The following is a 23180-nucleotide window of genomic DNA, read 5'->3' on the forward strand; positions in this document are numbered from 1 at the left end:
GAGCTCCCTTGCCGTACGTGCGACACATCCAACCGCAGGCATTCAACCGCAGACATCGGATGCATCTCAAGGGTTCGTGACAGATTTCCCGGGAAACTGCCTCGTTCCGGCGTCGATCGGGACAGATAGGTCCGACGTTTACCCTGCCGAGCGCTCGGCGTCAGCCCGCTTCCGGCCCCTCTCCCTGCACGGTTCCGGGCACGGCTTCCGGCGCGAGCAGTCCGACGTCGGCGAGCGCCTGCCACAGCTCCCCCGGCACCTGGACCGCCGCCCGCTGCGCGGCCTGGGCCGCGTGCCCGGGCTCCCCGAGCCCGACGACGGTGCTGACGACCGCCGGGTGCGTGCGCACGTAGGCGAGCGCCGCCTGCGGGAGGGTGACGCCGTGCTCCGCGCACACGTCGGCGATGCGGCGGGCGCGCTCCAGCGGCCCGGGCGCGACGGGCGCGTAGTCGTAGGTGGCGTCCGACGGCGGCCGGTCGTGCGCGAGGAGCCCCGAGTTGTAGACGGCGGCCGCGACGACGGCGACGCCGCGCTCGGCCGCGGCAGGCAGCAGGTCGGCCAGCGCGGGCTGCTCCAGGAGCGTGAACCGCCCGGCGCACATGACGACGTCGACGTCGGTCTCGCGCACGAACCGGGTCAGCATCGCGGACTGGTTCATCCCTGCGCCGATCGCGCCGACCACGCCCTGGTCGCGCAGTTCGACGAGCGCCGGGAGCGCCTCACCGGCCGCCTGCGCCCAGTGCTCGTCGGGGTCGTGCAGGTAGACGACGTCAAACCGGTCCAGGCCGGTGCGCTCCAGGCTGGCCTCGATCGAGGCGAGCACGCCGTCGCGGGAGAAGTCCCAGACGCGGCGCGCTGTGGCGGGCACGTCGAACATCTCGGGGTCGCGCCGGCCGGCGGTCTCGGGCGACGGGACGAGCAGTCGTCCGACCTTGGTCGAGACCACCACCTCCTCGCGTGGCCGGGTGCGCAGGTACGCGCCCAGCCGCCGCTCGGACAGCCCGAGGCCGTAGTGGGGTGCGGTGTCGAAGTACCGGATGCCGGCGTCCCAGGCGGCCCGGAACGTCGCGTGCGCCGCGTCGTCCGTGGTCGCGCGGTACAGGTTGCCGGCCGGGGCGGCGCCCAGCCCGAGCGTGGTGAGCCGGACGCCGGTGGCGCGCACCTCGGTGGTCGGCATGCGTGGTCCTCCTCGACCTCACTGCGGCACTACGGGACGTCGCCGGACCTGGCCGGACGTTGCCGGACCCTGCCGACGAAAACATCAGATGTATAGCACGCCGCCGTCGGCCACGGAACGGACGATCGGAGTCGATGACGCTGGATAGGCTCGCGCCCGTGACGGCACTGTGGTGGACGGAGACCGGACCGAGCGACGCGCCCGTGGTGCTGCTGCTCCACGGCGGCGGCGTCGGCGCCTGGATGTGGCGCGACCAGGTCGAGGCACTCCGCGACCGATACCGCGTGATCACGCCCGACCTGCCCGGCCACGACCACAGCGCCGGGGTGCCGTTCCCGTCCGACGGCGGCTCCCCGGCCCCGGGCGAGATCGTCGCGGACCTCGCGGAGCTGCTCCGGGAGGTCGCGCCAGGCGCAGCGTCCGACACCACCGGGGCGACCGTCGTCGGCTTCTCGTTCGGCGCCCAGCTCACGGTCGCCCTCGCAGCGGCGCACCCCGACCTGGTCGCGCGCGCCGTCGTCGTCAGCGCCCTGACGGAGCCCCTGCCCATGCCGGGCCTCAGCGCGGGACTCAGCGCAAGCCTCGTGCGGGCGGCGGCCCCGCTCGGCGGGCAGCGCTGGTTCGCGCGGCTCCAGGCCAAGGCCCTCTACGTCGACGACGCGATGTTCGACGACTACCTGCGCACCGCCCGGTCACTGTCCGCGGCGGACCTGGTCTCGATGACGACGGCCAACGCCGCCTTCCGCATCCCGGAGGCCTGGGCGGACTTCCCGGGGCGGGCGCTGCTCCTGGCCGGCGGCGCCGAGCCGCGCGCCCTCGTGCGCGGCATGCGCGACCTGCACGACCGGCTCCCGGGGTCAGAGCTGGAGATCCTGGCAGGCGCCGGCCACGGCCTCCCGCTCCAGCACACCCCATGGTTCAACCAGCGGCTCCTGGGCTGGCTGGACGAGCAGAACTGACTCGGTCCGTCGTCTTGAGACCGGTCGGTCGATTGACCGGTCTCAAGACAACGGACCGATCTGAGATGCGCCCGACCGATCTGAGAAACGTCAGCCGGAGGCGCCAGCCCCTGGCCCCGCAAGCCGCGCGGGGCTGAGGCACAATGCAGGATGACCACTGACGAGAACCCCCCGGTCGACGTCAAGCCCCGCTCCCGGCAGGTGACCGACGGCCTCGAGGCCACCGCGTCCCGCGGCATGCTCCGCGCTGTCGGGCTGGGCGACGACGACTTCGCCAAACCGCAGATCGGCGTCGCGAGCTCGTGGAACGAGATCACGCCCTGCAACCTCTCGCTGGACCGGCTCGCCAAGGCGAGCAAGGAGGGGGTGCACGCCGCGGGCGGCTACCCGCTGGAGTTCGGCACCATCTCCGTCTCGGACGGCATCTCGATGGGGCACGAGGGCATGCACTTCTCGCTCGTGTCCCGCGAGGTCATCGCCGACTCCGTCGAGACGGTCATGCAGGCCGAGCGCCTGGACGGCTCGGTGCTGCTGGCCGGGTGCGACAAGTCGCTGCCGGGCATGCTGATGGCCGCCGCCCGCCTGGACCTGTCCAGCGTGTTCCTCTACGCGGGCTCGATCATGCCGGGCTGGGTCAAGCTGACCGACGGCACCGAGAAGCAGGTCACGATCATCGACGCCTTCGAGGCGGTCGGCGCGTGCTCGCGCGGGCTGATGAGCCAGGAGGACGTCGACCGTATCGAGCGGGCGATCTGTCCCGGCGAGGGCGCGTGCGGCGGCATGTACACGGCCAACACGATGGCGTCGGCCGCCGAGGCGCTCGGCATGTCGCTGCCCGGCTCCGCGGCGCCGCCCGCGGCCGACCGGCGCCGCGACACCTGGGCGCACAGGTCCGGCGAGGCCGTGGTGAACCTGCTGCGCAAGGGCATCACGGCGCGCGACATCCTGACCAAGGAGGCGTTCGAGAACGCGATCGCCGTCGTCATGGCGTTCGGCGGGTCCACGAACGCGGTGCTGCACCTGCTCGCCATCGCGCACGAGGCCGAGGTGGAGCTCACCCTCGACGACTTCTCCCGCGTCGCCGACCGCGTGCCGCACCTGGGCGACCTCAAGCCCTTCGGGCAGTACGTGATGAACGACGTCGACCGCATCGGCGGCGTGCCCGTGGTGATGAAGGCGCTGCTCGACGCCGGCCTGCTGCACGGCGACGCTCTGACCGTCACGGGCCGCACCATGGCCGAGAACCTCGCCGACATCGCTCCGCCCGACCCGGACGGCAAGATCCTGCGCGCCATGGACAACCCGATCCACCGCACCGGCGGCATCACGATCCTGAACGGGTCGCTGGCGCCGGGTGGCGCCGTCGTGAAGTCGGCGGGCTTCGACTCCGACGTCTTCGAGGGCACGGCGCGCGTGTTCGAGCGCGAGCGGGCGGCGCTCGACGCGCTGGAGGACGGCACGATCCAGGCCGGCGACGTCGTCGTCATCCGCTACGAGGGCCCGAAGGGCGGGCCGGGCATGCGCGAGATGCTCGCCATCACGGGCGCCATCAAGGGCGCGGGCCTCGGCAAGGACGTGCTGCTCATCACCGACGGCCGGTTCTCCGGCGGCACCACCGGCCTCTGCGTGGGGCACATCGCCCCCGAGGCCGTCGACGCCGGGCCCATCGCCTTCGTGCGCGACGGCGACCGCATCCGCCTCGACGTGGCGAGCAAGACGCTCGACCTGCTCGTCGACCCGGCCGAGCTGGAGACCCGCACGACGGGCTGGGCGCCGCTGCCCCACTCGTACCAGCGGGGCGTGCTCGCCAAGTACACGAAGCTGGTCCAGTCGGCGTCGAAGGGGGCGGTGCTCGAGTAGGAGAACGCCCACACTGCGGACCAGGTCGTTGCCGAGGGTAACTATCTGGCACGATGGCGGTGTGACGAGCGACGGCGGTTCAGGGGGCAGCGGTACCGGAGACGACCGGGACTTCCGGTTCCGCGACATCGCCGCCGTCGCCTACCTCCCGTCGGTCGTCAGCTCGGTGGGCCACGGCGCGGTGATGCCGGTGCTGGCGATCCACGCCGGCGACCTGGGGGCGGGCACGGCGCTGGCCGCGTTCGTCGTCGCCCTGCTGGGGATCGGGCAGCTCGCCAACTCGCTCCCGTCGGGCGCGCTCGTGGCCCGGCTCGGCGAGCGCCGCACCCTGGTGATCGCCGGGCTGGTCGACGCCGTGGCGATGCTGGTCGCGTTCTTCGTGCCCTCGGTGTGGCTGCTGTGCGTGTGCGTCTTCGTCAGCGGCATGAGCTGGACGGCGTTCCTGCTGGCCCGGCAGGGGTTCCTCATCGACGCCGTGCCGCTCAGCCACCGGGCGCGCGGGATGGCGCTACTGGGCGGGTCGATGCGCCTGGGCATCCTCGTCGGCCCGCTGCTGGGCGCACTCCTGATCCACCTGTTCGGCGTGCGGTCCGTGTTCCTGCTCGCGGCGAGCGCGTCTCTCGTGTCCGCGCTGATCGTGACCCGGATGCCGGACTTCGGCCGCGTGCGCCGCGGCACCGTCCCGCTGCCGGTGCACTCGGTGCTCTGGGAGCACCGCCGCACGCTGCTGACCCTGGGCGTGGCCGTCATCATCATCGGCGCGTCGCGGTCGGTGCGCACCGGCCTGCTGCCCCTGTGGGCCGACCACGTGCACATCTCCGCGGCGGTGGTCTCGCTGCTCTTCGCGGTCGCGGCGACCATCGACATTCTGCTCACCCTGCCCGGCGGCTGGCTGCTCGACACCAAGGGGCGCCGGGTGGTGGCCGTCCCGGTCGTGCTCGCGGTCGGCGTCGGCTGCCTGCTGCTCCCCCTCGCCGACTCGGCGCTCACCGTCGGCCTGGTGATGGCGATCATCGCGCTCGGCAACGGCCTGGGCTCGGGCATCGTGATGACCCTGGGCGCCGACGTCGCGCCCGAGGAAGGCCGGTCGCAGTTCCTCGGCGGCTGGCGGCTCTGCGGCGACATCGGCAACACCGGCGGCCCGCTGCTCGTCTCCGCCGTGGCGGCGATCGCGCCCCTGGCCGCGGCGCCCGTGCTGATCGGCGTGCTGGCGCTGCTCGGCGCCATCTGGGTGGGGCACTGGACCGGCAAGGCCGACCGGGACCGGCGGGGCGGCGCGGCACCCGCGTAGTCGGTGCCGTGCTGACGTCGGTGCCGTGGTGACGTCGCTGCCGGGCTGACGTCGCTGCCGGGCACGAGGCGCCGCCGCGTGCCACGGTGAGACCGTGACAGCGCCAGACCCGCCCGCATCACCCGACCCGGCCGACCTCGACGCCGTCGTCGACGCCGTCGTCGACGCGCTCTACACGCAGCCGCTCGACGGGTTCATCGCCGCCCGCGACGCCGCGGCCCGGCAGGCGGTCGACACCGGCGACAAGCTCGGCGCCGAGCGGGTCAAGCGCCTGCCCAAGCCCTCGGTCGCGGCCTGGGTGATCAACCACGTGGTGCGCGAGCGGCCCGACGACGTCGCGGCGCTGACCGCCGTCGGCGACGAGCTGCGGGCCGCGACGCAGGACCGGGACCGCGCCCGGATCAAGGCGCTGGACCACCTGCGCCGCGAGCGTACGGAGTCCCTGGTCGGCGCGGTGCGAGACGCCGGTGAGGTGGACGGCCGGCCCGTGTCGGCCGCCGTGCTCGACCGCCTCACCGAGACGCTGACGGCCGCCGTCATGGACGCCGACGCCGGCGCGGCCGTGCGGGCCGGACGCCTGTCGCGCGGACTGCAGCACGCCGGCTTCGGCGTCGTGGACGAGGAGGGCGAGGAGGCCGACCTCGTCGCGCTGCGCCCGGAGGCGCAGGAGACGGCGGCGGAGGCGGGAGCGGAGCCGGAGCCCGAGCCGGCGGCGGAACCAAGCACGGCAGACGACGCCGAACGAGCCGTCGAGGAGACCTCCGCCGCGGTGGACGCCCTGGAGGCCCGGCGCGACGACGTGGCCGACCGGCTGCGCGCCGCCGACTCCGCCGTCGGGCAGGCGCAGGACGAGGTGACGCGCCTGGACGAGGAGCTCGCGCGGTTGTCCGCCGAGCGCGACGCCGCGAGCGCCACCCTCGACGAGGCCCGGACGGCCGCGGACGAGGCGCGCGCGGACCTGACAGCCGTCGAGCAGGAGCTCGACGAGGCGGAGGACCAGGCGGCGCAGGCCCGACGCCGGAGACGCGCGGCGCGCGGGCGCTGAGCACTGCGGGCGCGGTGCACGTGGGACTAGTTCGTGCGGCAGCCGCTACAGGATCCAGCCCTCTTCGATACAGCCCTTGTCGATCCAGCCCATTTTCGATCCAGCGCTGCCCCTCCGCAGGGGGCCCCAGCTGCGGAGGGGTATTGCCCGGCAGCGCCCGTCCCAGACACGAGAACTACCAATTGCACCGTATCAGCGTGAAATTAGCCCTGCGGACTGAGAATGCGCGAAAAGTCACCAATGTATGGGGCAATTCGGTCATCGCACATTAGTGTCTTTCGGCGTACTGATTTCACATCACGAACTCGCTTCACCCGAGATCGGGCACCCCAACCGCGGGGCACCTCAACCGCGGGGCAGCGCCGCCACCAGCAGCTCCACCGTCTCGTCCGCGGAGGACTCCTGCCCCACGACGATCTCCCGCCCGACCCCCAGCCGGTCGTCGAGCGTGAACCAGCCCGCCATCTGCTCGGGCGTGAAGTCGGCGGACTGCGGCCGGGTCGTGTGCCGACGGAGCGTCTCCTCGAACGGGACGTCCAGGTACGCGCACACCGTCGCGCCGGCGTGGTCCGCGACCAGGGCGGTGAGCATGGGCCCGTAGTGGTCGAACGCCAGGATGCCCTCCAGCACCACGGAGTAGCCGGAGTCCAGCGAGTGCCGCACGACGGTGTCGATCAGCCCGATGTTGACCCCGCCGGGCACGTCCTTCTCCCACAGCAGGATGCGGCGCAGGTAGTCCTGCTGCACCAGCGCCGTTCCCCGGCCCATCCGGCGGCGCAGCGCCGCCGCGACGGTCGACTTGCCCGACCCGGACGGTCCCCGCACGACGACGAGCCGGGTGTCGGCGCTGCCCGTCAGGCTCTGCTGCCTGCCACGCTCCGCCGTCCCACCGCCGTACCCGGCCACGCCTTGCTGCCCGGTCACACCCTGCTGCCCGGTCACACCTTGCTGCCGGTGAGCGCAAGCGTGCCGCCGAGCCCGATCATCATGCCGCCGCCCGTGGCACGGATGGCGGACAGGCGCCGCGGCGACGACGCGAACCACTCACGGGCCGTGCCGGCCAGCAGGGCCCAGATGCTGTCGAAGACCAGCGCCACGAGCAGGAAGATCAGCCCGAGCGCCAGCATCTGCAGCGGGAGGTGCCCGGCGCGCACGTCGACGAACTGGGGCAGCGCCGCCACGAAGAACACGATGGTCTTCGGGTTGGTCACGCCCACCACGAAGCCCTGCCGCAGCGTCACCCAGTTCGACGGCGGCCGCCGACCGGGCGCGTCCTGCGCCTCGACGCCGACGCGCCGGTGCCGGATGGTCTGGACGCCCAGGTAGACCAGGTAGGCCGCGCCGAGCAGCTTGATGACCGTGAACACCACGATCGACTCGGCCACGATCGTGCCGACGCCGAAGGCGACGGCCGTGACCAGCGGGAGGCCGCCCAGCTCGTTGCCGACGACGCTCAGCAGGCCGCTGACACGCCCCTGCGCGAGCGAGCGCCCGACGACGAACAGGACGCTGGGCCCCGGGATCACGACGAGGATCACCGACGCCACGGTGAACGCGACAAGAGTCTCGACAGCCGGCATGGCACCACTCTAGGACCGGGCGGGCGGCCTCTCGAAGCCCAATTTCCCGGCTCATTCCCCGCTCGTGTGCACGCCCTCCATCTGGTCCGCCCGGCGCACGTGCCGGGTGACCCACGGGCCGAGCAGCGCGAGCACGGCCGCGAAGCCGAGGGCGACCAGGCCGATGCCGCCGAAGTACGCGGTGTCGGACGCTCCCGCGGTGGCCTGCACGAGCTGCGCCGTGATGGCCTGCCCGGCGGCGGGCGCGAGGAACCAGAGCGCCATCGCCTGCCCCTGGTAGGCACGTGGGGCCAGCAGCGTGGTCGCGGCGAGGCCCACCGGCGAGAGGCAGAGCTCGCCGAGCGTCTGGATCACGTACACGAGCGCGAGCACCCAGCCCGGCGTCAGGCCGTCGCCCGCCATGGCCGAGGCGCCGGCCAGCACCAGGAACGACAGGGCCGCGAGCGCCAGGCCGATCGCGAACTTGTACGGCGTCGGCGGGCGGTCCTTGGTGCGGACCCAGAGCCAGGCGAACACGGGCGCCAGGATGATGATCGAGGCCGGGTTGATCGACTGGAAGAACTCGGGGCTGACGGTGAACCCGAGCACCTCGCGCGACGTCCGGTCGGCGGCGAAGGTCGCGAGCGTGGTCGCGGCCTGCTCGAAGATCATGAAGAAGAGCATCGCGGCCACGAACAGCGGGATGTAGGCGATCAGGCGCGGGCGTTCCGCGTCGGTCACGCGCGGTGAGCGGTACATCGTGATGAAGAACGCGATGGGGGCGAGGAACGCGATGTAGCTGAGGGCGTCGATGAGGGCGTGCACCCCCCAGTCGCCGGACACGAGCCGCGCCACGAGGTACACGAGCACGACGGCGCCGAGGATGATCGCGAACATGCGCGCCACGGCGGGCCGCTCCCCCGGCAGCACGGGGTTGGGGACGACGTCGCCCGCGCCGTGCAGGTTCTTGCGGCCCAGCACGAAGAACACGAGCGCGAAACCCATGCCGATCGCGGCCACGGAGAACGCGGCGTGGTAGCCCCAGACGGCGCGGACGGCACCGACGATGATCGGCGAGAAGAACGAGCCGATGTTGATGCCCATGTAGAAGATCGAGAACGCCGACTCCCGCCGCGGGTCCTGCCGCTCGTACAGGGCGCCCACCATGGAGGACACGTTGGGCTTGAGCAGGCCGGTGCCGAGCGCGACGAGCACGATGCCCAGGTAGGAGAACCCGGCCGACGGGATCGAGAGGCACACGTGCCCGGCGGCGATGATGACGCCGCCGTAGAGCGTGGAGCGCCGCGCGCCGATGACCCGGTCCGCGAGCCAGCCGCCGACGACGGACAGCAGGTAGACGCCGGTGCCGTAGATCGAGACCAGGGCCTCGCCGAGCGTCTGCTCGAGGCCGAGGCCGCCGTTCGCGATCGTGTCGGTCAGGTAGTAGACCAGGATCGCGCGCATGCCGTAGTAGCTGAACCGCTCCCACAGCTCCGTGGTGAACAGGGTCATCAGCCCCAGCGGGTGCCCGAAGAACCGCCTGTCCCCCGCCACCGCGGCGGGTGGTGTCGAGTCCGGTCCGGTTCCTGACGGCGGTGTCGCCGAGCCTGTGCTCATCACCCGATCGTCGGCGTGTTGGCGGCGCGCCGCACGTCGGACGACAAAAACGGCGCTCGTCCGACGGCGGTGCTTGTCCGACGGCGGGGCTCACCTGACGGCGGTGCTCATCTCACTGCGCTGGCCCGTCCCCAGATCATCCGGCCCACCGTCCGCCGTCGGACCACGACACCGACGTGCGCCACGAGCGCCACGTAGAAGCAGAGGTGCGCGGCGATGTGGAGCGGCAGGAGGTCGGTGCTGCCGACCACGAGCGCGATGCCGGTCGCCGGGACCACGAAGAGCATCGCGAGCAGGGTGCGCTCGGCGTGGTGCAGCACCTTGCGGTCGGTGCGCGTCAGCCGCGGGTCCCAGGGCGGCAGCGGCGTCGTCCGGCGCCACACCACGCGCAGGACGCCGATCGCGACGATCGCCAGCCCCAGCAGCACGTGCCACGCGGGCAGCCCGAGCCCGCCGGAGGCGTCGAGGAGGCCGAACGCGCCGCCGTCGGCCCCACCCGCGCTGCCGGACCCGCCGCCCGACCAGAGATCCGACCACGCCGAGCCGACGGCGTCGTCGGCGTCCTGCTCCCGGACGTCCTGCGCCTGCTCGCACGCCTCCTCGAGCTGGTCGAACCGGTCCTCCTCGGCGTCGGTCGTGTCGCCGCCGCTGCGGTCCTCCCCCGCCGGGTCGCAGTCGACGTCGGGCACGTCGGCGTCGTCGTCCATGACGTAACCCACGGCGAGCTGGGCCACGAGCAGCGCGACCGTCGCCCAGTGCAGGACCTTCGTGACGATGCCGTAGCCCTGATCACCGTTGCGCCATCTCATGCGGGCAACCTCAGCGCAGGTGGGCGGTCCTGTCCAGCCCGCGTGGCTTGTCTTCACCCTGCGTCTCACCCCGGCCGTGACCTCAGAGGCGACCCGGGCGCTCCTTAGGCTGGGCCCCATGACATCTCGCCCCTACCGGTCGGCCGTGCGCGAGCAGGCGGCGGCCTCCACACGCGCCGCGATCCTGGACGCGGCGGAGACGCTGTTCGCGCAGGACGGCTACGCCCGGGTGACGATCGGCCGCATCGCGCAGGCCGCCGGGGTCTCCCCGAACACCGTGTACGTCGCGTTCGGCACCAAGGTCGGCCTGGTGCGCGGCCTGACGGAGCGCGCGTCGGGCGAGGACAGCATCCAGGAGACGCTCGCGACGATCGCGGAGGCGGACGACGCCGACCGCATCGTCGACCTCGCGGTGCGCAGCGCCGGCGACGTCGTGCACCGGCACAGCCGGCTGATGACCGTGCTGGTCGCCAACGCGTCGGCCGACCCGGAGATCGGCGCGACGTTCCAGGGCACGGAGCGGCTGCTGCGCGAGCGGTTCGGGCTGATCACGGCCCGGCTGGAGGCGCTGGGCACGCTGCGCGCGGGACTGACCACGGATCGCGCCACGGACGCGCTCGCCTACTACCTGAGCCCCGAGTCGTGGCTGCGGCTGGACGCGCTCGGGTGGACCCCGGAGAACCAGACGGCCTGGCTGCGGGAGCAGGTGCGGTACGCGCTGCTGGGGGCTTGACCTGCGACAGGACCCGTTCCGAGATGGCTTCGGATGAATCCGGAGTAGTCCTACACTAATCAATGTGCGCATACTCTTCTCAAGCACTCCTGCCCACGGGCACCTGCTGCCCCTGCTCCCCCTCGCCCGCGCGTTCCGCGACCGCGGCGACGCCGTGGCGGTCCTGACCGCGGGCGCGTTCGCTCCCCTGCTCGACGCCGAGGGCATCACCCTGCTGCCCGCCGGCCCGACGGCGGACGTCCTGTTCGCCGAGTCGGCACGCCGCACCGGCGTCGACGCCGCCGCGGACCCCCGCCCGGAGGCCGTGGCGGACTTCTTCGCGGGCACCCGCGTCGACCTCACCGCCGACGACGCCCTCGCCGCCGCGCGGGAGTTCGCGCCGGACCTGATCGTGGCCGAGGCCCTGGACTTCGTCGGCCCCCTGGTCGCGGCCGCGCTGGACGTCCCGGTCGCCACGATGGCGTTCGGCCCGGCGATCCCCGCCGAGTTCACCGACGGCATGACCGCCGTCGTCGGCTCGCGGTACGCCGACCGCGGCCTGGCGCCCGTCCCCGCCCGGTGGCACCTCGACCCCTGCCCCGACCTGCTCCAGCCGCCGGGCTGGCAGGCGCCCGCCAACCGGGTCCCGGTCCGGCCGGAGCCGCACCGGGGCGCGGGCGGCGCGGGCACAGGTGCTGGCGCGGGAACGGGTGCGGAGTCCAGCTCGGGCGCGGTGTCGGACGACGCCGCGGGCGCGCCCGGCGACCGCCCCAGGGTGCTCGTCACGTTCGGCACGCACTTCTCGGACCCCGCGACGCTGACCCCGATCCTCGCCGAGCTGCGCACCGTCGGCGTGGACCTCGTCGTCACGCTCGGCCTCACGGCGAGCGCGGCGGACTACGACCTTGCTGCTAGCGGCTCCGCTGACGTCTCTGCTGGCAGCGACATCACGTTCGCCGCCTTCACCCCGCTCGCGGACCTGCTGCACGACGTCGACCTCGTGGTCACCCACGGCGGCGCCGGCACGACGCTCGGGGTCCTGTCGCGCGGGCTCCCGCTCGTCGTCGTCCCGCAGGGCGCCGACCAGTTCCTCCAGGCGGCGGTCGTCAGCGCGTCCGGCACGGGCATCGCCGTGCAGCCCGGGCCCGACGTCGCCGAGACAGTGGCCAAGGCCGTCGTCACCCTGCGCACCGACCCCGGCTACACCGAGGCCGCCCGCACGGTAGCCGCCCAGATCGCCGCCATGCCGACCCCGTCCGACGTCGCCGCCACCCTGGCCGCATCCCTGGCCTGACCCGCCCCACCAACCCCAGCCCGCTCGTTGAGTGCGGGATATTCGCCCTTTTCTGCGTCTCAGAAGGGCGAATATCCCGCACTCAACGAGCGCCTGGGGCCGGGTTCGGTCAGATCGTCTCGGCCTTCGTCTTCAGGGCCTCGAGCCAGATGTCGAGGCCGCCGCCGAGCATGCCCGCGACGGCGTCGTGGTCGGGGCCTTCGAGCGCGGCCAGGATGTCGGCGTCCCAGGACTCCTCCGTGTGTACGAGGGTCCCCTCGTCCGTCTCGGTGAAGGTCCACAGGTGGACGCCGCGGTCGATCTGGATCGCCTCGCCGATCGCGGGCCCCTCCCAGAGCACGCACTTCCCGGGCTCCAGCTCCTGGACGCCGGAGGTGATGACCAGGGTGTCGGCGGGCGCGAAGTCCGACTCCGGCACGGGGGTGGTCCACTCGAACCGCGAGTCGGCGTCGAAGTCGCCGTCGTCGAGCCGCTTCACGGTCAGGACGGCGTCCTGCCACTCGTCCCACGCCTCGACGTCGGTCTGGACGTCCCAGACGACGTCGAGGGGCGCGTCGATCAGGATCTCGGTCGAGCGCGTGACGGGCGCCGCGTCGTCGATGGTGGCGCCGCCGCACTGGCCCGGCTGCGCGTCCTCTGGTGACGGGGCAGCGGGCTGTTCGGTGGACGCCGCGGGCGAGGCAGCGACATCGGCGTCCTCCGTGCCGTGCCCGGCGCCGCACCCCGTGGCGGCGACGGCGATCCCGACGGCGGTGGCGAGCGCCAGGGCGACCTGCGCGGGACGGCGGGGCGAGCTGAAAACGGTCATGACAAGGTCCTCGGATTCTGAAGGGTGCTGGGTTTCTGGAAGCGCTGGGTTCTCTGGAAGCGCTGGGTTCTCTGGGAGACAGCGCTGCTCACGGATGGTGGTCGTGCCCGGCCCCGACGGCGCCCACCTGCTCGCCGTCGGCCAGGACGACGAACTGGCCCATCATTCCGTCGTCCTCGTGCTGCAGCAGGTGGCAGTGGTACATGTAGGGCGCGTTCGGGTCGGTGTGGTCGCTGAACCGCATGGCGAGCCGGTAGCGGCTGCCCGGCACCAGCAGCACGGTGTCCTTCCAGCCGCGCAGGTGGGGCGGCGGCGTGGTGCCATCGACCGTGAGCACCTGGAACTGGACGTCGTGCACGTGGAAGTTGTGGATGTAGCCGTTGTCGTTGGTCACCTCCCACACCTCGACGGTGCCCTCCCGGACGCCGAAGTCGATGCGGTCCATCGCCATGGACCGGCCGTTGATCTGGTCCGACGCGAGCACGAAGGACCGCTCGGCCGCGACGACGGCGTCGCCCAGGTCCGGCGCGTCGCCGAGCGCGGCGGGCAGCTCGGTGTCGTCGGCGAGGTCGTCCCCGGCGCGGAACCGGCAGACGTCGAGCCGGTCCGCGAAGCCGTCGAGCCGCCCCGACGCGCCGCCGTAGTCCGGTGACGGGTAGGAGCGCAGGTCCACGGTCTCGCCGGGCTCGAAGGCGACGACGACCTCCGCACGCTCGCCGGGCGAGAGGTACAGCCGGTTCGTCTCCCAGGGCTCGGCCAGCAGGCCGCCGTCGGTGCCGATCAGCGCGAAGGAGCGGTCGTCGGAGAAACCGAAGTTGTACAGCCGCGCGTTGGAGCCGTTGAGCAGCCGCAGCCGCACGAGCCGGGTCGTGACGTCGAAGTACGGGCCGAGGGTGCCGTTGACGAGGATCTCGTCGCCGATCACGCCCAGCGAGCCGGCCAGCGGGATGCGCTCGGTGAACTGGTTGTCGCCGTCGAAGGCGCGGTCCTGGACGATCATCGGCACGTCGTCGACGCCGTACGTGGAGGGCAGGTTCAGCGTGGCGGAGGCTTCGTTGTCGCCGGCAGGGCCGCCGGCCGGGTCGTCGCCGGAAGGGTCGTCGACGATGAACAGGCCGGTCAGGCCCCGGTAGGTGTGGTCGGCCGTCGCGCCGTGCACGTGCGGGTGGTACCAGAGCGTGGCCGCCCGCTGGTCGACGGTCCACCGCGGCGTCCAGGTCTCGCCCGCCGCGACCGGCTGGTGCGGGCCGCCGTCCATGGCCGCGGGCAGGTGCATGCCGTGCCAGTGGAGCGACGTCTCCCGGTCCAGGCCGTTGTGCACGGCGATCTCGACGGTCTCGCCGCGGCGGGCGCGGATCGTCGGCGCGAGGTAGGTGCCGTTGATGCCCCAGGTGCGGGTGGGCGTCCCCTCCTTGAGCTGCGTCTCGCCGGCCTGGATGCCGAGCGCGAAGCGCCGCACCGTGGAGGCTGCGCCGGAAGCGGCAGCACCGGAAGCGGCGTCGGCGAGCGCCTCGGCGAGCGGTGGGATCGCGAGCGCGGTGCGGAAGTCGATCTTGCCCGCGGTGTCGCGCCGCGCGGCGGCGTAGTACACGCCGAGGCCACCACCACCGGCGAGCAGCGCACCCCCGACGCCGATACCGAAGATCTTGAGAGCTGTACGGCGTTTCATGGGACGAAGATCCCGCGAGCGGGTCCCTCGTCGCGTCGGCAAGAACTACGTAATTACGCCTGCCGCCGGCCGGAGGTCCGGCAGGTCCCGGAGCTGCCGCCGGGAGCTGATGCCGAGCTTCCGGTAGATGTTGCGCAGGTGGGCGTCCACGGTGCGCGGGCTGATGAACAGCCGGCCCGCCACCTCGTTCGACGTCGCGCCCGTGGCGACCAGCCGGGCGATGTGCAGCTCCTGCATCGTGAGCTGGTCGCGGGTGTGCCCGGACCGGCTGCGCGCTGTCTCGCCCGTCGCACGGAGCTCGTCGGCGGCCCGGCGCGCGAACGCCTCGATGCCCGCCCCGGAAAGCAGCTCGTGCGCGGTCCGCAGGTGCGGCCGGCAGTCCCGACGTCGGCCCGCACGCCGCAACCACTCCCCGTACAGGAGGTGCGCCCGGGCGCGGTACGGGAGCAGCGGGCTGTCGGCGAGGTGCTCGACGGCCTCCCGGTAGTCGTCCTCGGCCCCGGTCACCAGGCCGCGCGCGTAGGCGGCGATCCCCAGGCCCGTCGGGGTCGCGCTCGCCTCGGTCCGTTCGGTCAGGGCGGCCAGGGCGCCGACGGCGGCAGCACGCTCGCCGCACCGGACCGCCGCCTCGACCAGCTCGGGCAGGGAGAACCCGGCGATGAAGAGGTCGTCGAGATCGACTGCCTTCCGGGCCGCCGCGAGCGCCGCCGGGTAGTCGCCGAGGCCGTTGTTCAGCACCGCCTCGGCCCAGTGCACGTTGGCGACGAGCTGTCCCTCGCCCTGGGCCGCGGCCGTCGCGACGGCCGCCTCGAACAGTTGCTCCGCCTCCTGCCGCCGTCCGCGCATCGCGGCGAGCTGCAGCCGGTGGTACATCACCGAGGTGCCGCCGGTGGCGTCCGCGATGGCGGCCTCCTCCGCGACGGCGGCCAGCGCGCCGTCGAGGTCGCCGGTCAGGGCGGCGTTCGACGCCGCCTGCGCGAGACCGAGCCGCAGCACCAGCGGCGACCCCGACTCGCGGCCCGTCTTCATCAGCCACTCGAGGATCGTCGCGTGGGTGTGCGGGTCCCACAGCTCGGCGGCGAGCGTGATCGCGAGGGCGGGGTGCCGGGTCCACGTCGCGCCGTCGGCGCCGGCCAGGACGTCCCGGATCAGCGGGACGGCGGCGCGGTGGCCCCGCGACGCGAGCACGGTGAGCGCGTCGAGGACGTCGGGGGCGCGGGAAGCGGTGCCGGCCGGGGCGTGCTGGTCGGTCTCAAGATGGTCGGTCTCCAGCTGGTCGGCCTCAAGAGCCGCGGCGAGCACCCGGTCCGTCATGCCCGTCCCCCGGCCCACGAGCTGCGCCATCTCGAGCGCCTCCAGGTAGCTCTCGCGGGACCGCTCCGGGTCCGACGCCGCGAGGCGCCGGGCGGCGCGCAGCATGAAGAGCGGCCCGTTCGAGTCGCCCGGCTGCACGAAGGCGATCCGGCCCCGCAGGAGGTCGGCCTCGGCGAGCTGGATGTTGTCAGTACCGGCCGTGTCAGAACCGGCCCCGTCACCGCCAGCTCCTTCACCGCCAGCCCCGTCACCACCAGCCCCGTCGACGGCGGCGAGCAGCTCCGCGGCCCGGTCGACCGCGCCGGCGTCGAGCAGAGCGCCGACCGCCGCGAGCGTCCGGCCGGTCCGCAGGCCGGCGTCCAGCGACAGCTCCGCCGCCCGTTCGAGGAAGGCGGCCGCGGCCACGACGCCACCCCGCGAGCGGGCACGGGACGCGGACCGTTCCAGCTCGGCGGCGACGTCGTCGTCGGGCCCCGCCTCCGCCTGGGCGCGGTGCCAGGCGCGCCGGTCCGGGTCCACGACCGGGTCGGTGACCGCGGCGAGCGCCCGGTGCGCGGCGCGGCGCTCGTCCGCCCCGGCGGCCTCGTACACCGCCGCCCGGGCCAGCGGGTGGAAGAAGCGGACGCGGGTGCCGAGCTCGACCAGCCCGGTACCGGCCGCGGCCGCGGACACCGTCGCGACGTCGAGGCCCAGGTGCCGCGCGGCGGGCCACAGGAGGCCGGGGTCGCCGGTCGGGTCCGCGCTCGCGACCGTCAGCAGCAGCCGGGCGTCGTCGGGCAGGCCGGTCAGGGCCTCGCGGAACCCGCGCTCGACGCGGCTCGGCACCGGCGACGTGTCCGGCGGCGCGAACCCGCCCGCCCGGGGCAGCGCGAGCAGGGCCAGCGGGTTGCCCCGCGCCTCGGCCACGATCCGGTCGCGCACCTGCTCGTCGAGGGTCTCGTGGCTCTGCGCGGCGAGCAGCGACCGCGCCTCGGCATCGCTCAGCCCGCCGACGGCGAGGCCCGGCAGGTCGTCCAGCTCGCCCGCCGCGCACGGCAGCCGGACGGCGAGCACCAGGGCGACGGGCTCCGCCGCGACCCGCCGGGCCACGAACGCGAGCGCCCGCGACGACGCGGCGTCGAGCCACTGGGCGTCGTCGACGAGGCAGAGGAGCGGGCGCTCCCGGGCCGCGGCCGCGAACAGGCCCAGGGCCGCCAGCCCGATGCGGAACAGGTCCGGGGTGCCCGTCGTCAGCCCGAACGCGACCCGGAGTGCGTCGCGCTGCGGCTCCGGCAGCTCGTCGAGGTGCCCCAGCACAGGCAGGCAGAGCTGGTGCAGGGCGGCGAACGGCAGCTCCGCCTCGTACTCGGAACCGGACACGGCGACCACCCGGAACCCCGACGCCGACCGCCGGGCCCGGTCCAGCAAGGCACTCTTGCCGATACCGGCCTCGCCGCGCAGGACGAGCGCGCCGCCCTCGCCCGCCTGCGCGGCCCGCGTCAGGTCGTCGACGCGCTGGATCTCGCGGGCCCTGCCGACGAGCGCGTCCCCGACCTGCCCGCCGTCGACGAACGACCCACGCACCTCACCCGACGTCCCCATGCGCCGTACGTTATCGAGACCCAGCTGCACCCCGATCCCCCGCCCCTCTCCTGCCACCGACCTGCCCACCCGGCCTTCGTTGAGTGCTGGGTATTCGCCCTTTTCAGCGCTCCAGCAGGGCAAATATCCAGCACTCAACGAAGCCCCGTACGGGGCGGGGCGGGCGGGGGAAGTTACGACGGCGGCGGGCCCGTCGAGCCGCGCCAGATGATCGTGTTCAGCGGGCCGTCCGACGCCGGGTCGGAACCGCGCGCGGCGGTCCCCGGCTGGAGAGTCTCGACCAGCCGGGCCATGGCCGCCCGGCCGAGCTTGCGGTGGTCGACCCGGACCGTGGTCAGCGTCGGCTCCAGGTACGCCCCGAGCAGGTTGTTGTCCCAGCCCGTCACGCTCAGGTCCCCCGGGATGGTCCAGCCGCGCTCGCGTGCGGCCAGGACGACGCCGGCCGCGCCGATGTCGCTCGCCGCGACGACGGCGGTCGGGTGGTCCCGCTCGGGCAGGGCGAGCACCGCCTCGCGGGCGCCCTCGGCCGACCAGTCGCTCTCGATGACCTGGGCCGGCCCGAGCCCGAGCCGTTCGACCGTCGCCACGAAGACGTCGCGGCGTCCGCGCGCGGAGGCGTAGTCGAGCGCGCCGGTCACGTGCAGGAACCTGCGGTGGCCCAGCTCGGCAAGGCGCACGACGAGGTCCTCGACGGGCGAGCCGTCGGCGAGCTCGCCGACGCCGCGGAACTTGTCGTCGTAGTCCGCGGACACGACGATCGCGGCCCGCTCGGGGAACCGTCCGCCGGAACCGGGCGGCAGCGGCGCGAGCGCGAGGACCCCCTCGACCTGACCCGAGTCCGCGAGCTCCCGCACGCGCTCGAAACGGTCGGCCGGGGACCCCTCGACGCTGAACGCCTCGACCGTGTACCCGTGCTCGTGGGCCACCTCCATGACGCCGCTCAGGATCTGCGGCGGACCGTAGGTGGCGACCGCGGGAAGCAGCACGGCGACCCGGCCGCTGCGGCGGGTACGCATGGACCGCGCGGTCAGGTTGGGCCGGTAGTCGAGCTCCTCGACGGCCTGGCGCACACGGGCCACCGTCTCGGGCCGCATCTTCGCGTCGTTGCGCAGGTAGCGCGAGACGGTCTGGTGGGAGACGCCCGCGACCTTCGCGACCTCCCAGATGGTCGCGCGCCGGCCACCCTTCGCCGTGTCTGTCGAGCTGCCCGTCGAAGTGCCCGTCGAAGTGCCGGTCGAGCTCTCGTTCACCATGCCCCGTCCTCGCTGGTCAGCGCCGTTTGTCAGCCCCCGCACCCTGTGGCACCCCAGCATTCTGGCACGCACCGTCGGTCGCCGTCCCGACCACCTCGGCAGGCTCCCCGGAGGCACCTACGGAGGCATCTCCGCTGGAGGGACCCTTGCGAAGTGATCGATCACCTCCTAGCCTAACCCGCGAGCGGTGATCGATCACTCTGCAACGGAGCAGCCGTGGAACAACGATGTACCAGGTCTCGTGCCGTCGTCCGCGGCGCGGGGCCGACAGCACGCGACAACCAGCGCAGCGCGCGACGACCAGCAGCCTCCGGACCCGGTCCGGAAGGTCGTCCACGCCCGGGACAACGCCCCGGGCCGCCTGCCCGATCACCGAGGAGCACCACCATGCCTGAGCCCCTGCATCAGCACGCGGCCGCTGTGCCTTCCACAGCGCTGCCGACAGTGCCGCCCACAGCACTGACCAGAGCGCTGACCAGCTGTGGCGCGCCAGAGGTCGCCGGATGACCGCCGTCAAGGAGTCGGCCGCGAGCCGGCGGGCGGCCTCCGACGGCAGTGCCCGCGGCAGTTCCGACGGCAGTTCCGACGGCGGTGGCGACAACGGCGGGTCGCCGTCGACCCGCCGTCCGCTGCCGTGGTGGAAGCGCCTGGCGCGCGACCGCGCGGTGCTGCTGCTGGCGCTGCCCGGGATGGCGGTCATCGTCGTCTTCCAGTACCTGGCGCTCGGCGGCAACGTCATCGCGTTCCAGGACTACCAGCCGTACCTCGGTGTCGAGCGCAGCCTCTGGGTCGGGTTCGAGAACTTCCAGATCCTGTTCTCCGGCGACCCGGAGTTCCTGGCCGCGCTGCGCAACACGCTGATCATCACGCTGCTGCAGACGGTCTTCGTCTTCCCGGCGCCGATCATCCTGGCGCTGCTGCTGCACAGCCTGGTGTCCAACCGTGTGCGCCAGTGGGTGCAGTCGATCCTGTACCTGCCCCATTTCCTGTCCTGGGTGATCGTCGTCGCGGTGTTCCAGCAGATCCTCGGCGGCGCCGGGCTGATCAACAACTTCCTGCGCTCGCACGGGTGGGAGCCGCTGGACATCATCGGCAACTCGGACGCCTTCTACGCGCTCCTCACGTCGCAGGTGATCTGGAAGGACACCGGGTGGGCGACCATCCTGTTCCTCGCGGTGCTCGCCGGGATCGACAAGTCGCTGTACGAGGCCTCGGCCGTCGACGGCGCGTCGCGCTGGCGCCAGACCTGGCACATCACGCTCCCGGGCATGCGGCCGATCATCATCATGCTGCTCATCCTCAAGCTCGGCGACTCCCTGAGCGTCGGCTTCGAGCAACTCATCCTCCAGCAGCAGGCGGTGGGCCTCGGCGTGTCCGACGTCCTGGACACCTACGTCTACAACCAGGGCGTCCTGGGCGGGTTCTGGGGTGTCGCGGCAGCCGTCGGCCTCGTGAAGGGCCTGATCGGCCTGGTCCTGGTCCTCGTCGCCAACAAGACCGCCCACGCCTTCGGCGAGGAAGGGGTGTACCGAGCATGAGCACGACCACCACCGTCGAAAGGTCCCGCACCACAGGACCGAACGACCGACGACGCCCCCGCACCCGCCCCGTGGTCGACGGCGTCGCGATGCCCGGCCCCTTGGAGCGCACGGTCAAGGGCGTCGTGCTGACCATCGCCTGCGCGCTGGTGATCCTGCCGTTCGTCGGCATCATCTCGACCAGCCTGGCCACGCCCGAGCAGGTCACCGAGGCCGGGGGCTTCGTGCTCCTGCCCACCGGGATCGACCTGAGCGCCTACCAGATGATCTTCGCCGGCGGCGTCGTCACGCAGGCGCTGTGGATCAGCTTCCTCGTCACGGCGATCGGCACCGCCCTGAGCCTCGCCCTGACGACGACGCTCGGCTGGGCGCTGAGCCGCAAGGGCGCGTTCGGCGTCCGGGCGATGCTGCTCCTGGTGCTGATCAGCCTGCTGTTCAACCCCGGCATCATCCCGAGCTACCTCGTGGTCCAGCGGCTCGGCCTGCTGGACACGCTGTGGGCGCTGATCATCCCGACGTCGGTCTCCGCGTTCAACGTCGTGGTCGTGCGGGCGTTCTTCGTGCAGCTCCCGAACGAGGTGATCGACGCCGCGCGCATCGACGGCGCCACCGAGTGGCAGCTCTTCTGGCGCATCGGCCTGCCGCTGTCCAAGCCGGTGCTCGCCGTCGTCGGCCTGTTCTACGGCGTCGGCTACTGGAACGCGTTCTTCAACGCGCTGCTCTACATGTCGGACGCGAGCAAGTGGCCGCTGCAGCTCGTGCTGCGCACGTACGTGGTCGACGGCGCCCAGCTCGGCTCGCAGGACCTCGGCATCGACGCCGCCTCCCTGCCGCCCCAGACGTCGCTGCAGATGGCGATCCTCGTGGTCTCCATCGTGCCGGTGCTGCTGGTCTACCCGTTCCTGCAGCGCCACTTCGCCAAGGGGATGCTCACGGGCGCCGTGAAGGGCTGACCCGCACTGCGCCGTCCGGCACCCGCTTTCTCCCCGCTCGTTTCGCCCCAGCTGCTTTCCCCGCTTTCCCCGCTCGATGAGGAGTAGTCATGAACCGTTTGCTCACGGAGACGAACATCAGCCGCCGCAACCTGCTGATGGGAGGCATGGGCCTCGGCGCGTTCGCCGTGCTCGGCCTCGCCGGCTGCAGCAACGAGGGCCGCGGCGGCGGTGCCCTGACCGGCAACGCCACCGTCGCGCTACCCACGTACATCCCGTACGACGGCGTGCCGATCGACATCAAGGGCACCGACGGCGTGCCCGACACCATGCTGAAGTACCCCGCCAGCCCCAAGAAGGTCACCAACGGACAGCCGGGCGACGGCGAGGACGTCGGCATCTTCGGTCTGACCAACACGCCGGTGCCGCCGGGGGCCGACAAGAACGCCTACTGGCAGGAGCTGCACGAGCGGCTCGGGTTCGCGCTGACGATCGCGCTCACCCCGGCCGGCGACTACTCCGACCGGTTCCAGACGACGGTGGCCGGCGACCGACTGCCGGACATCTTCGAGATGTTCTCCGGCGACGTCCCCGGCCTGCCGAGCCTGCTCGAGGAGCGCGCCACCGACCTGACCGAGTACCTCTCCGGCGACGCCGTGAAGAAGTACCCGTTCCTGGCGAACATCCCCACGGAGAGCTGGCAGTCCTGCGTCTACAACGGCAAGATCTTCGCCGTCCCGGTGCCCCGCGGCCCGGCGCAGAGCAACGTGTTCTACGCGCGTCAGGACTGGTTCGAGGCCGAGGGCATCGACCCGAACGTGACCTCCGCCGAGGAGTTCTACGACCTGTGCAAGGAGCTCTCGGGCGGCAACACCTGGGCACTCGGCCGGGTGCCGCTGGGACACCTCCGGCAGATGTTCGAGATCCCGAACGGCTGGTCCGAGGACGGCGGCAAGCTCACCAGCGCGAACCTGCACGAGCGCCAGCAGGAGGCCCTGGAGCTCGGGCGGCGCCTCGTCGCCGACGGCTTCGTGCACCCGGACGGCGTCCCCGCCACCCAGCCGCAGCGCAAGACCTGGCTGGTCAACGGCACCATCCGCATGCTTGACGACACGTTCAGCGCGTGGCCGGACTTCTCCAACTACCCGATCGACGAGAACTTCCGGCTCGCCGTCGCGGCGCCCCCGCTCGCCGAGGGCGGCGGCACGGCGGGCATCCACCTCGGAGCGCCGGTCCAGAACATCACGTCGATCAGCAAGAAGTCCGAGGGCCGCGTCGAGGCGCTGCTCGACGTGATCAACTACCTCGCCGCCCCGTTCGGCTCGGAGGAGCACCTCTTCCGCACCTACGGCGTCGAGGGCGTGCACCACGAGCTCGACGGCACCGACCCCGTGCTCACCGAGCAGGGCCGCACCGAGATCCAGCTCGGGCTCAAGTACGTCGTCGAGGGCCCCTGGGTCAACTTCCAGGCCGGCGACCCCGACGTCGCGCAGGCCGAGCACGACGCCCAGGCCGCCGTCGTGCCGACCGCCGTGGCCAACCCGGTGCAGGGCCTGTTCAGCGACACGGCGAGCCGCAAGGGCGGCCAGCTCGGCGAGAAGCTCGTGTCCACGGAGTCGGACATCATGGCCGGCCGCAAGCCGGTCACCGCCTGGGCCGACGCCGCCTCGGCGTGGGCCAAGGGCGGCGGCGACACGATCCGGGACGAGTACCAGAAGGCCCTCGCGGAACGCCAGGGCTGAGCGGCCCTGACCCTTCGCCC

General features: G+C 72.8%; 18 protein-coding genes. 9 read left to right on the forward strand and 9 right to left on the reverse strand.

Going from position 1 to position 23180, the window contains the following annotated elements; translation table 11 throughout:
* Positions 1–160: 160 nt before the first annotated feature.
* Positions 161–1177 carry an aldo/keto reductase gene (locus FHX71_RS14775; protein ID WP_182617528.1) on the reverse strand — a complete coding sequence of 339 codons (1017 nt, stop codon included), beginning with the start codon at positions 1175–1177 and terminating at the stop codon, positions 161–163.
* A 158-nt stretch (positions 1178–1335) separates the two neighbouring features.
* Here FHX71_RS14775 and FHX71_RS14780 point away from each other — a divergent pair, with 158 nt between their 5' ends.
* The 4 genes from FHX71_RS14780 (at position 1336) to FHX71_RS14795 (ending at position 6332) form a co-directional block, all read left to right on the forward strand.
* Entirely contained in the window at positions 1336–2136 is an 801-nt protein-coding gene (locus tag FHX71_RS14780) for an alpha/beta fold hydrolase (RefSeq protein ID WP_312877054.1), read from the forward strand.
* 150 nt (positions 2137–2286) lie between these two features.
* Positions 2287–3996, forward strand: a complete 1710-nt coding sequence (ilvD, locus tag FHX71_RS14785; RefSeq protein ID WP_182617530.1) for a dihydroxy-acid dehydratase — start codon at positions 2287–2289, stop codon at positions 3994–3996.
* Positions 3997–4057: 61 nt separating this feature from the next.
* Positions 4058–5287: an MFS transporter gene (locus FHX71_RS14790; protein ID WP_182617532.1), complete on the forward strand. Its 1230-nt coding sequence runs from the start codon at positions 4058–4060 to the stop codon at positions 5285–5287.
* A 94-nt stretch (positions 5288–5381) separates the two neighbouring features.
* Positions 5382–6332, forward strand: coding sequence for an HlyD family secretion protein (locus tag FHX71_RS14795; RefSeq protein ID WP_182617534.1), 951 nt, complete (start codon positions 5382–5384; stop codon positions 6330–6332).
* Positions 6333–6677: 345 nt separating this feature from the next.
* Here the strand turns inward: FHX71_RS14795 and FHX71_RS14800 are convergent, their stop codons facing one another.
* The 4 genes from FHX71_RS14800 to FHX71_RS14815 form a co-directional block, all read right to left on the reverse strand.
* Positions 6678–7256 (reverse strand): AAA family ATPase, encoded by a 579-nt coding sequence (locus FHX71_RS14800; protein ID WP_312877055.1) that lies wholly within the window; start codon positions 7254–7256, stop codon positions 6678–6680.
* A 14-nt stretch (positions 7257–7270) separates the two neighbouring features.
* Complete coding sequence (locus FHX71_RS14805; protein ID WP_182617536.1) at positions 7271–7912, reverse strand: LysE family translocator; 642 nt, start codon at positions 7910–7912, stop codon at positions 7271–7273.
* A 51-nt stretch (positions 7913–7963) separates the two neighbouring features.
* The gene (locus tag FHX71_RS14810) at positions 7964–9508 is read right to left on the reverse strand and encodes a peptide MFS transporter (protein ID WP_182617538.1); all 1545 of its coding nucleotides are present in this window, start codon (positions 9506–9508) and stop codon (positions 7964–7966) included.
* A gap of 107 nt (positions 9509–9615) precedes the next feature.
* Positions 9616–10317 carry a cytochrome b gene (locus tag FHX71_RS14815; RefSeq protein WP_182617540.1) on the reverse strand — a complete coding sequence of 234 codons (702 nt, stop codon included), beginning with the start codon at positions 10315–10317 and terminating at the stop codon, positions 9616–9618.
* Between the two features lie 118 nt (positions 10318–10435).
* On the opposite strand from FHX71_RS14815, the gene FHX71_RS14820 reads away from it, so the two are divergent.
* Both FHX71_RS14820 and FHX71_RS14825 read left to right on the forward strand, forming a co-directional pair.
* Entirely contained in the window at positions 10436–11050 is a 615-nt protein-coding gene (locus FHX71_RS14820) for a TetR/AcrR family transcriptional regulator (protein ID WP_182617542.1), read from the forward strand.
* A 64-nt stretch (positions 11051–11114) separates the two neighbouring features.
* Positions 11115–12323, forward strand: coding sequence for a glycosyltransferase (locus tag FHX71_RS14825; RefSeq protein ID WP_182617544.1), 1209 nt, complete (start codon positions 11115–11117; stop codon positions 12321–12323).
* Positions 12324–12432: 109 nt separating this feature from the next.
* Here the strand turns inward: FHX71_RS14825 and FHX71_RS14830 are convergent, their stop codons facing one another.
* The 4 genes from FHX71_RS14830 to FHX71_RS14845 form a co-directional block, all read right to left on the reverse strand.
* The gene (locus tag FHX71_RS14830; protein ID WP_182617546.1) at positions 12433–13131 is read right to left on the reverse strand and encodes an SRPBCC family protein; all 699 of its coding nucleotides are present in this window, start codon (positions 13129–13131) and stop codon (positions 12433–12435) included.
* Between the two features lie 88 nt (positions 13132–13219).
* Positions 13220–14800 carry a multicopper oxidase family protein gene (locus tag FHX71_RS14835; protein WP_182617548.1) on the reverse strand — a complete coding sequence of 527 codons (1581 nt, stop codon included), beginning with the start codon at positions 14798–14800 and terminating at the stop codon, positions 13220–13222.
* A gap of 45 nt (positions 14801–14845) precedes the next feature.
* The gene (locus tag FHX71_RS14840) at positions 14846–17695 is read right to left on the reverse strand and encodes an AAA family ATPase (RefSeq protein ID WP_182617550.1); all 2850 of its coding nucleotides are present in this window, start codon (positions 17693–17695) and stop codon (positions 14846–14848) included.
* 173 nt (positions 17696–17868) lie between these two features.
* Positions 17869–18948 carry a LacI family DNA-binding transcriptional regulator gene (locus tag FHX71_RS14845; protein ID WP_182617552.1) on the reverse strand — a complete coding sequence of 360 codons (1080 nt, stop codon included), beginning with the start codon at positions 18946–18948 and terminating at the stop codon, positions 17869–17871.
* A gap of 503 nt (positions 18949–19451) precedes the next feature.
* Here FHX71_RS14845 and FHX71_RS14850 point away from each other — a divergent pair.
* From FHX71_RS14850 to FHX71_RS14860, 3 genes are all read left to right on the forward strand, one after another.
* Positions 19452–20486, forward strand: coding sequence for an ABC transporter permease (locus FHX71_RS14850; protein ID WP_246402580.1), 1035 nt, complete (start codon positions 19452–19454; stop codon positions 20484–20486).
* Positions 20483–21439 (forward strand): carbohydrate ABC transporter permease, encoded by a 957-nt coding sequence (locus FHX71_RS14855; RefSeq protein ID WP_246402581.1) that lies wholly within the window; start codon positions 20483–20485, stop codon positions 21437–21439. Before FHX71_RS14850 ends, FHX71_RS14855 begins: the two co-directional genes overlap by 4 nt.
* Positions 21440–21528: 89 nt before the next feature.
* Positions 21529–23160: a type 2 periplasmic-binding domain-containing protein gene (locus tag FHX71_RS14860; protein WP_182617554.1), complete on the forward strand. Its 1632-nt coding sequence runs from the start codon at positions 21529–21531 to the stop codon at positions 23158–23160.
* Positions 23161–23180: the final 20 nt, after the last annotated feature.

This window comes from Promicromonospora sukumoe (assembly GCF_014137995.1).
Lineage (GTDB): Bacteria > Actinomycetota > Actinomycetes > Actinomycetales > Cellulomonadaceae > Promicromonospora > Promicromonospora sukumoe.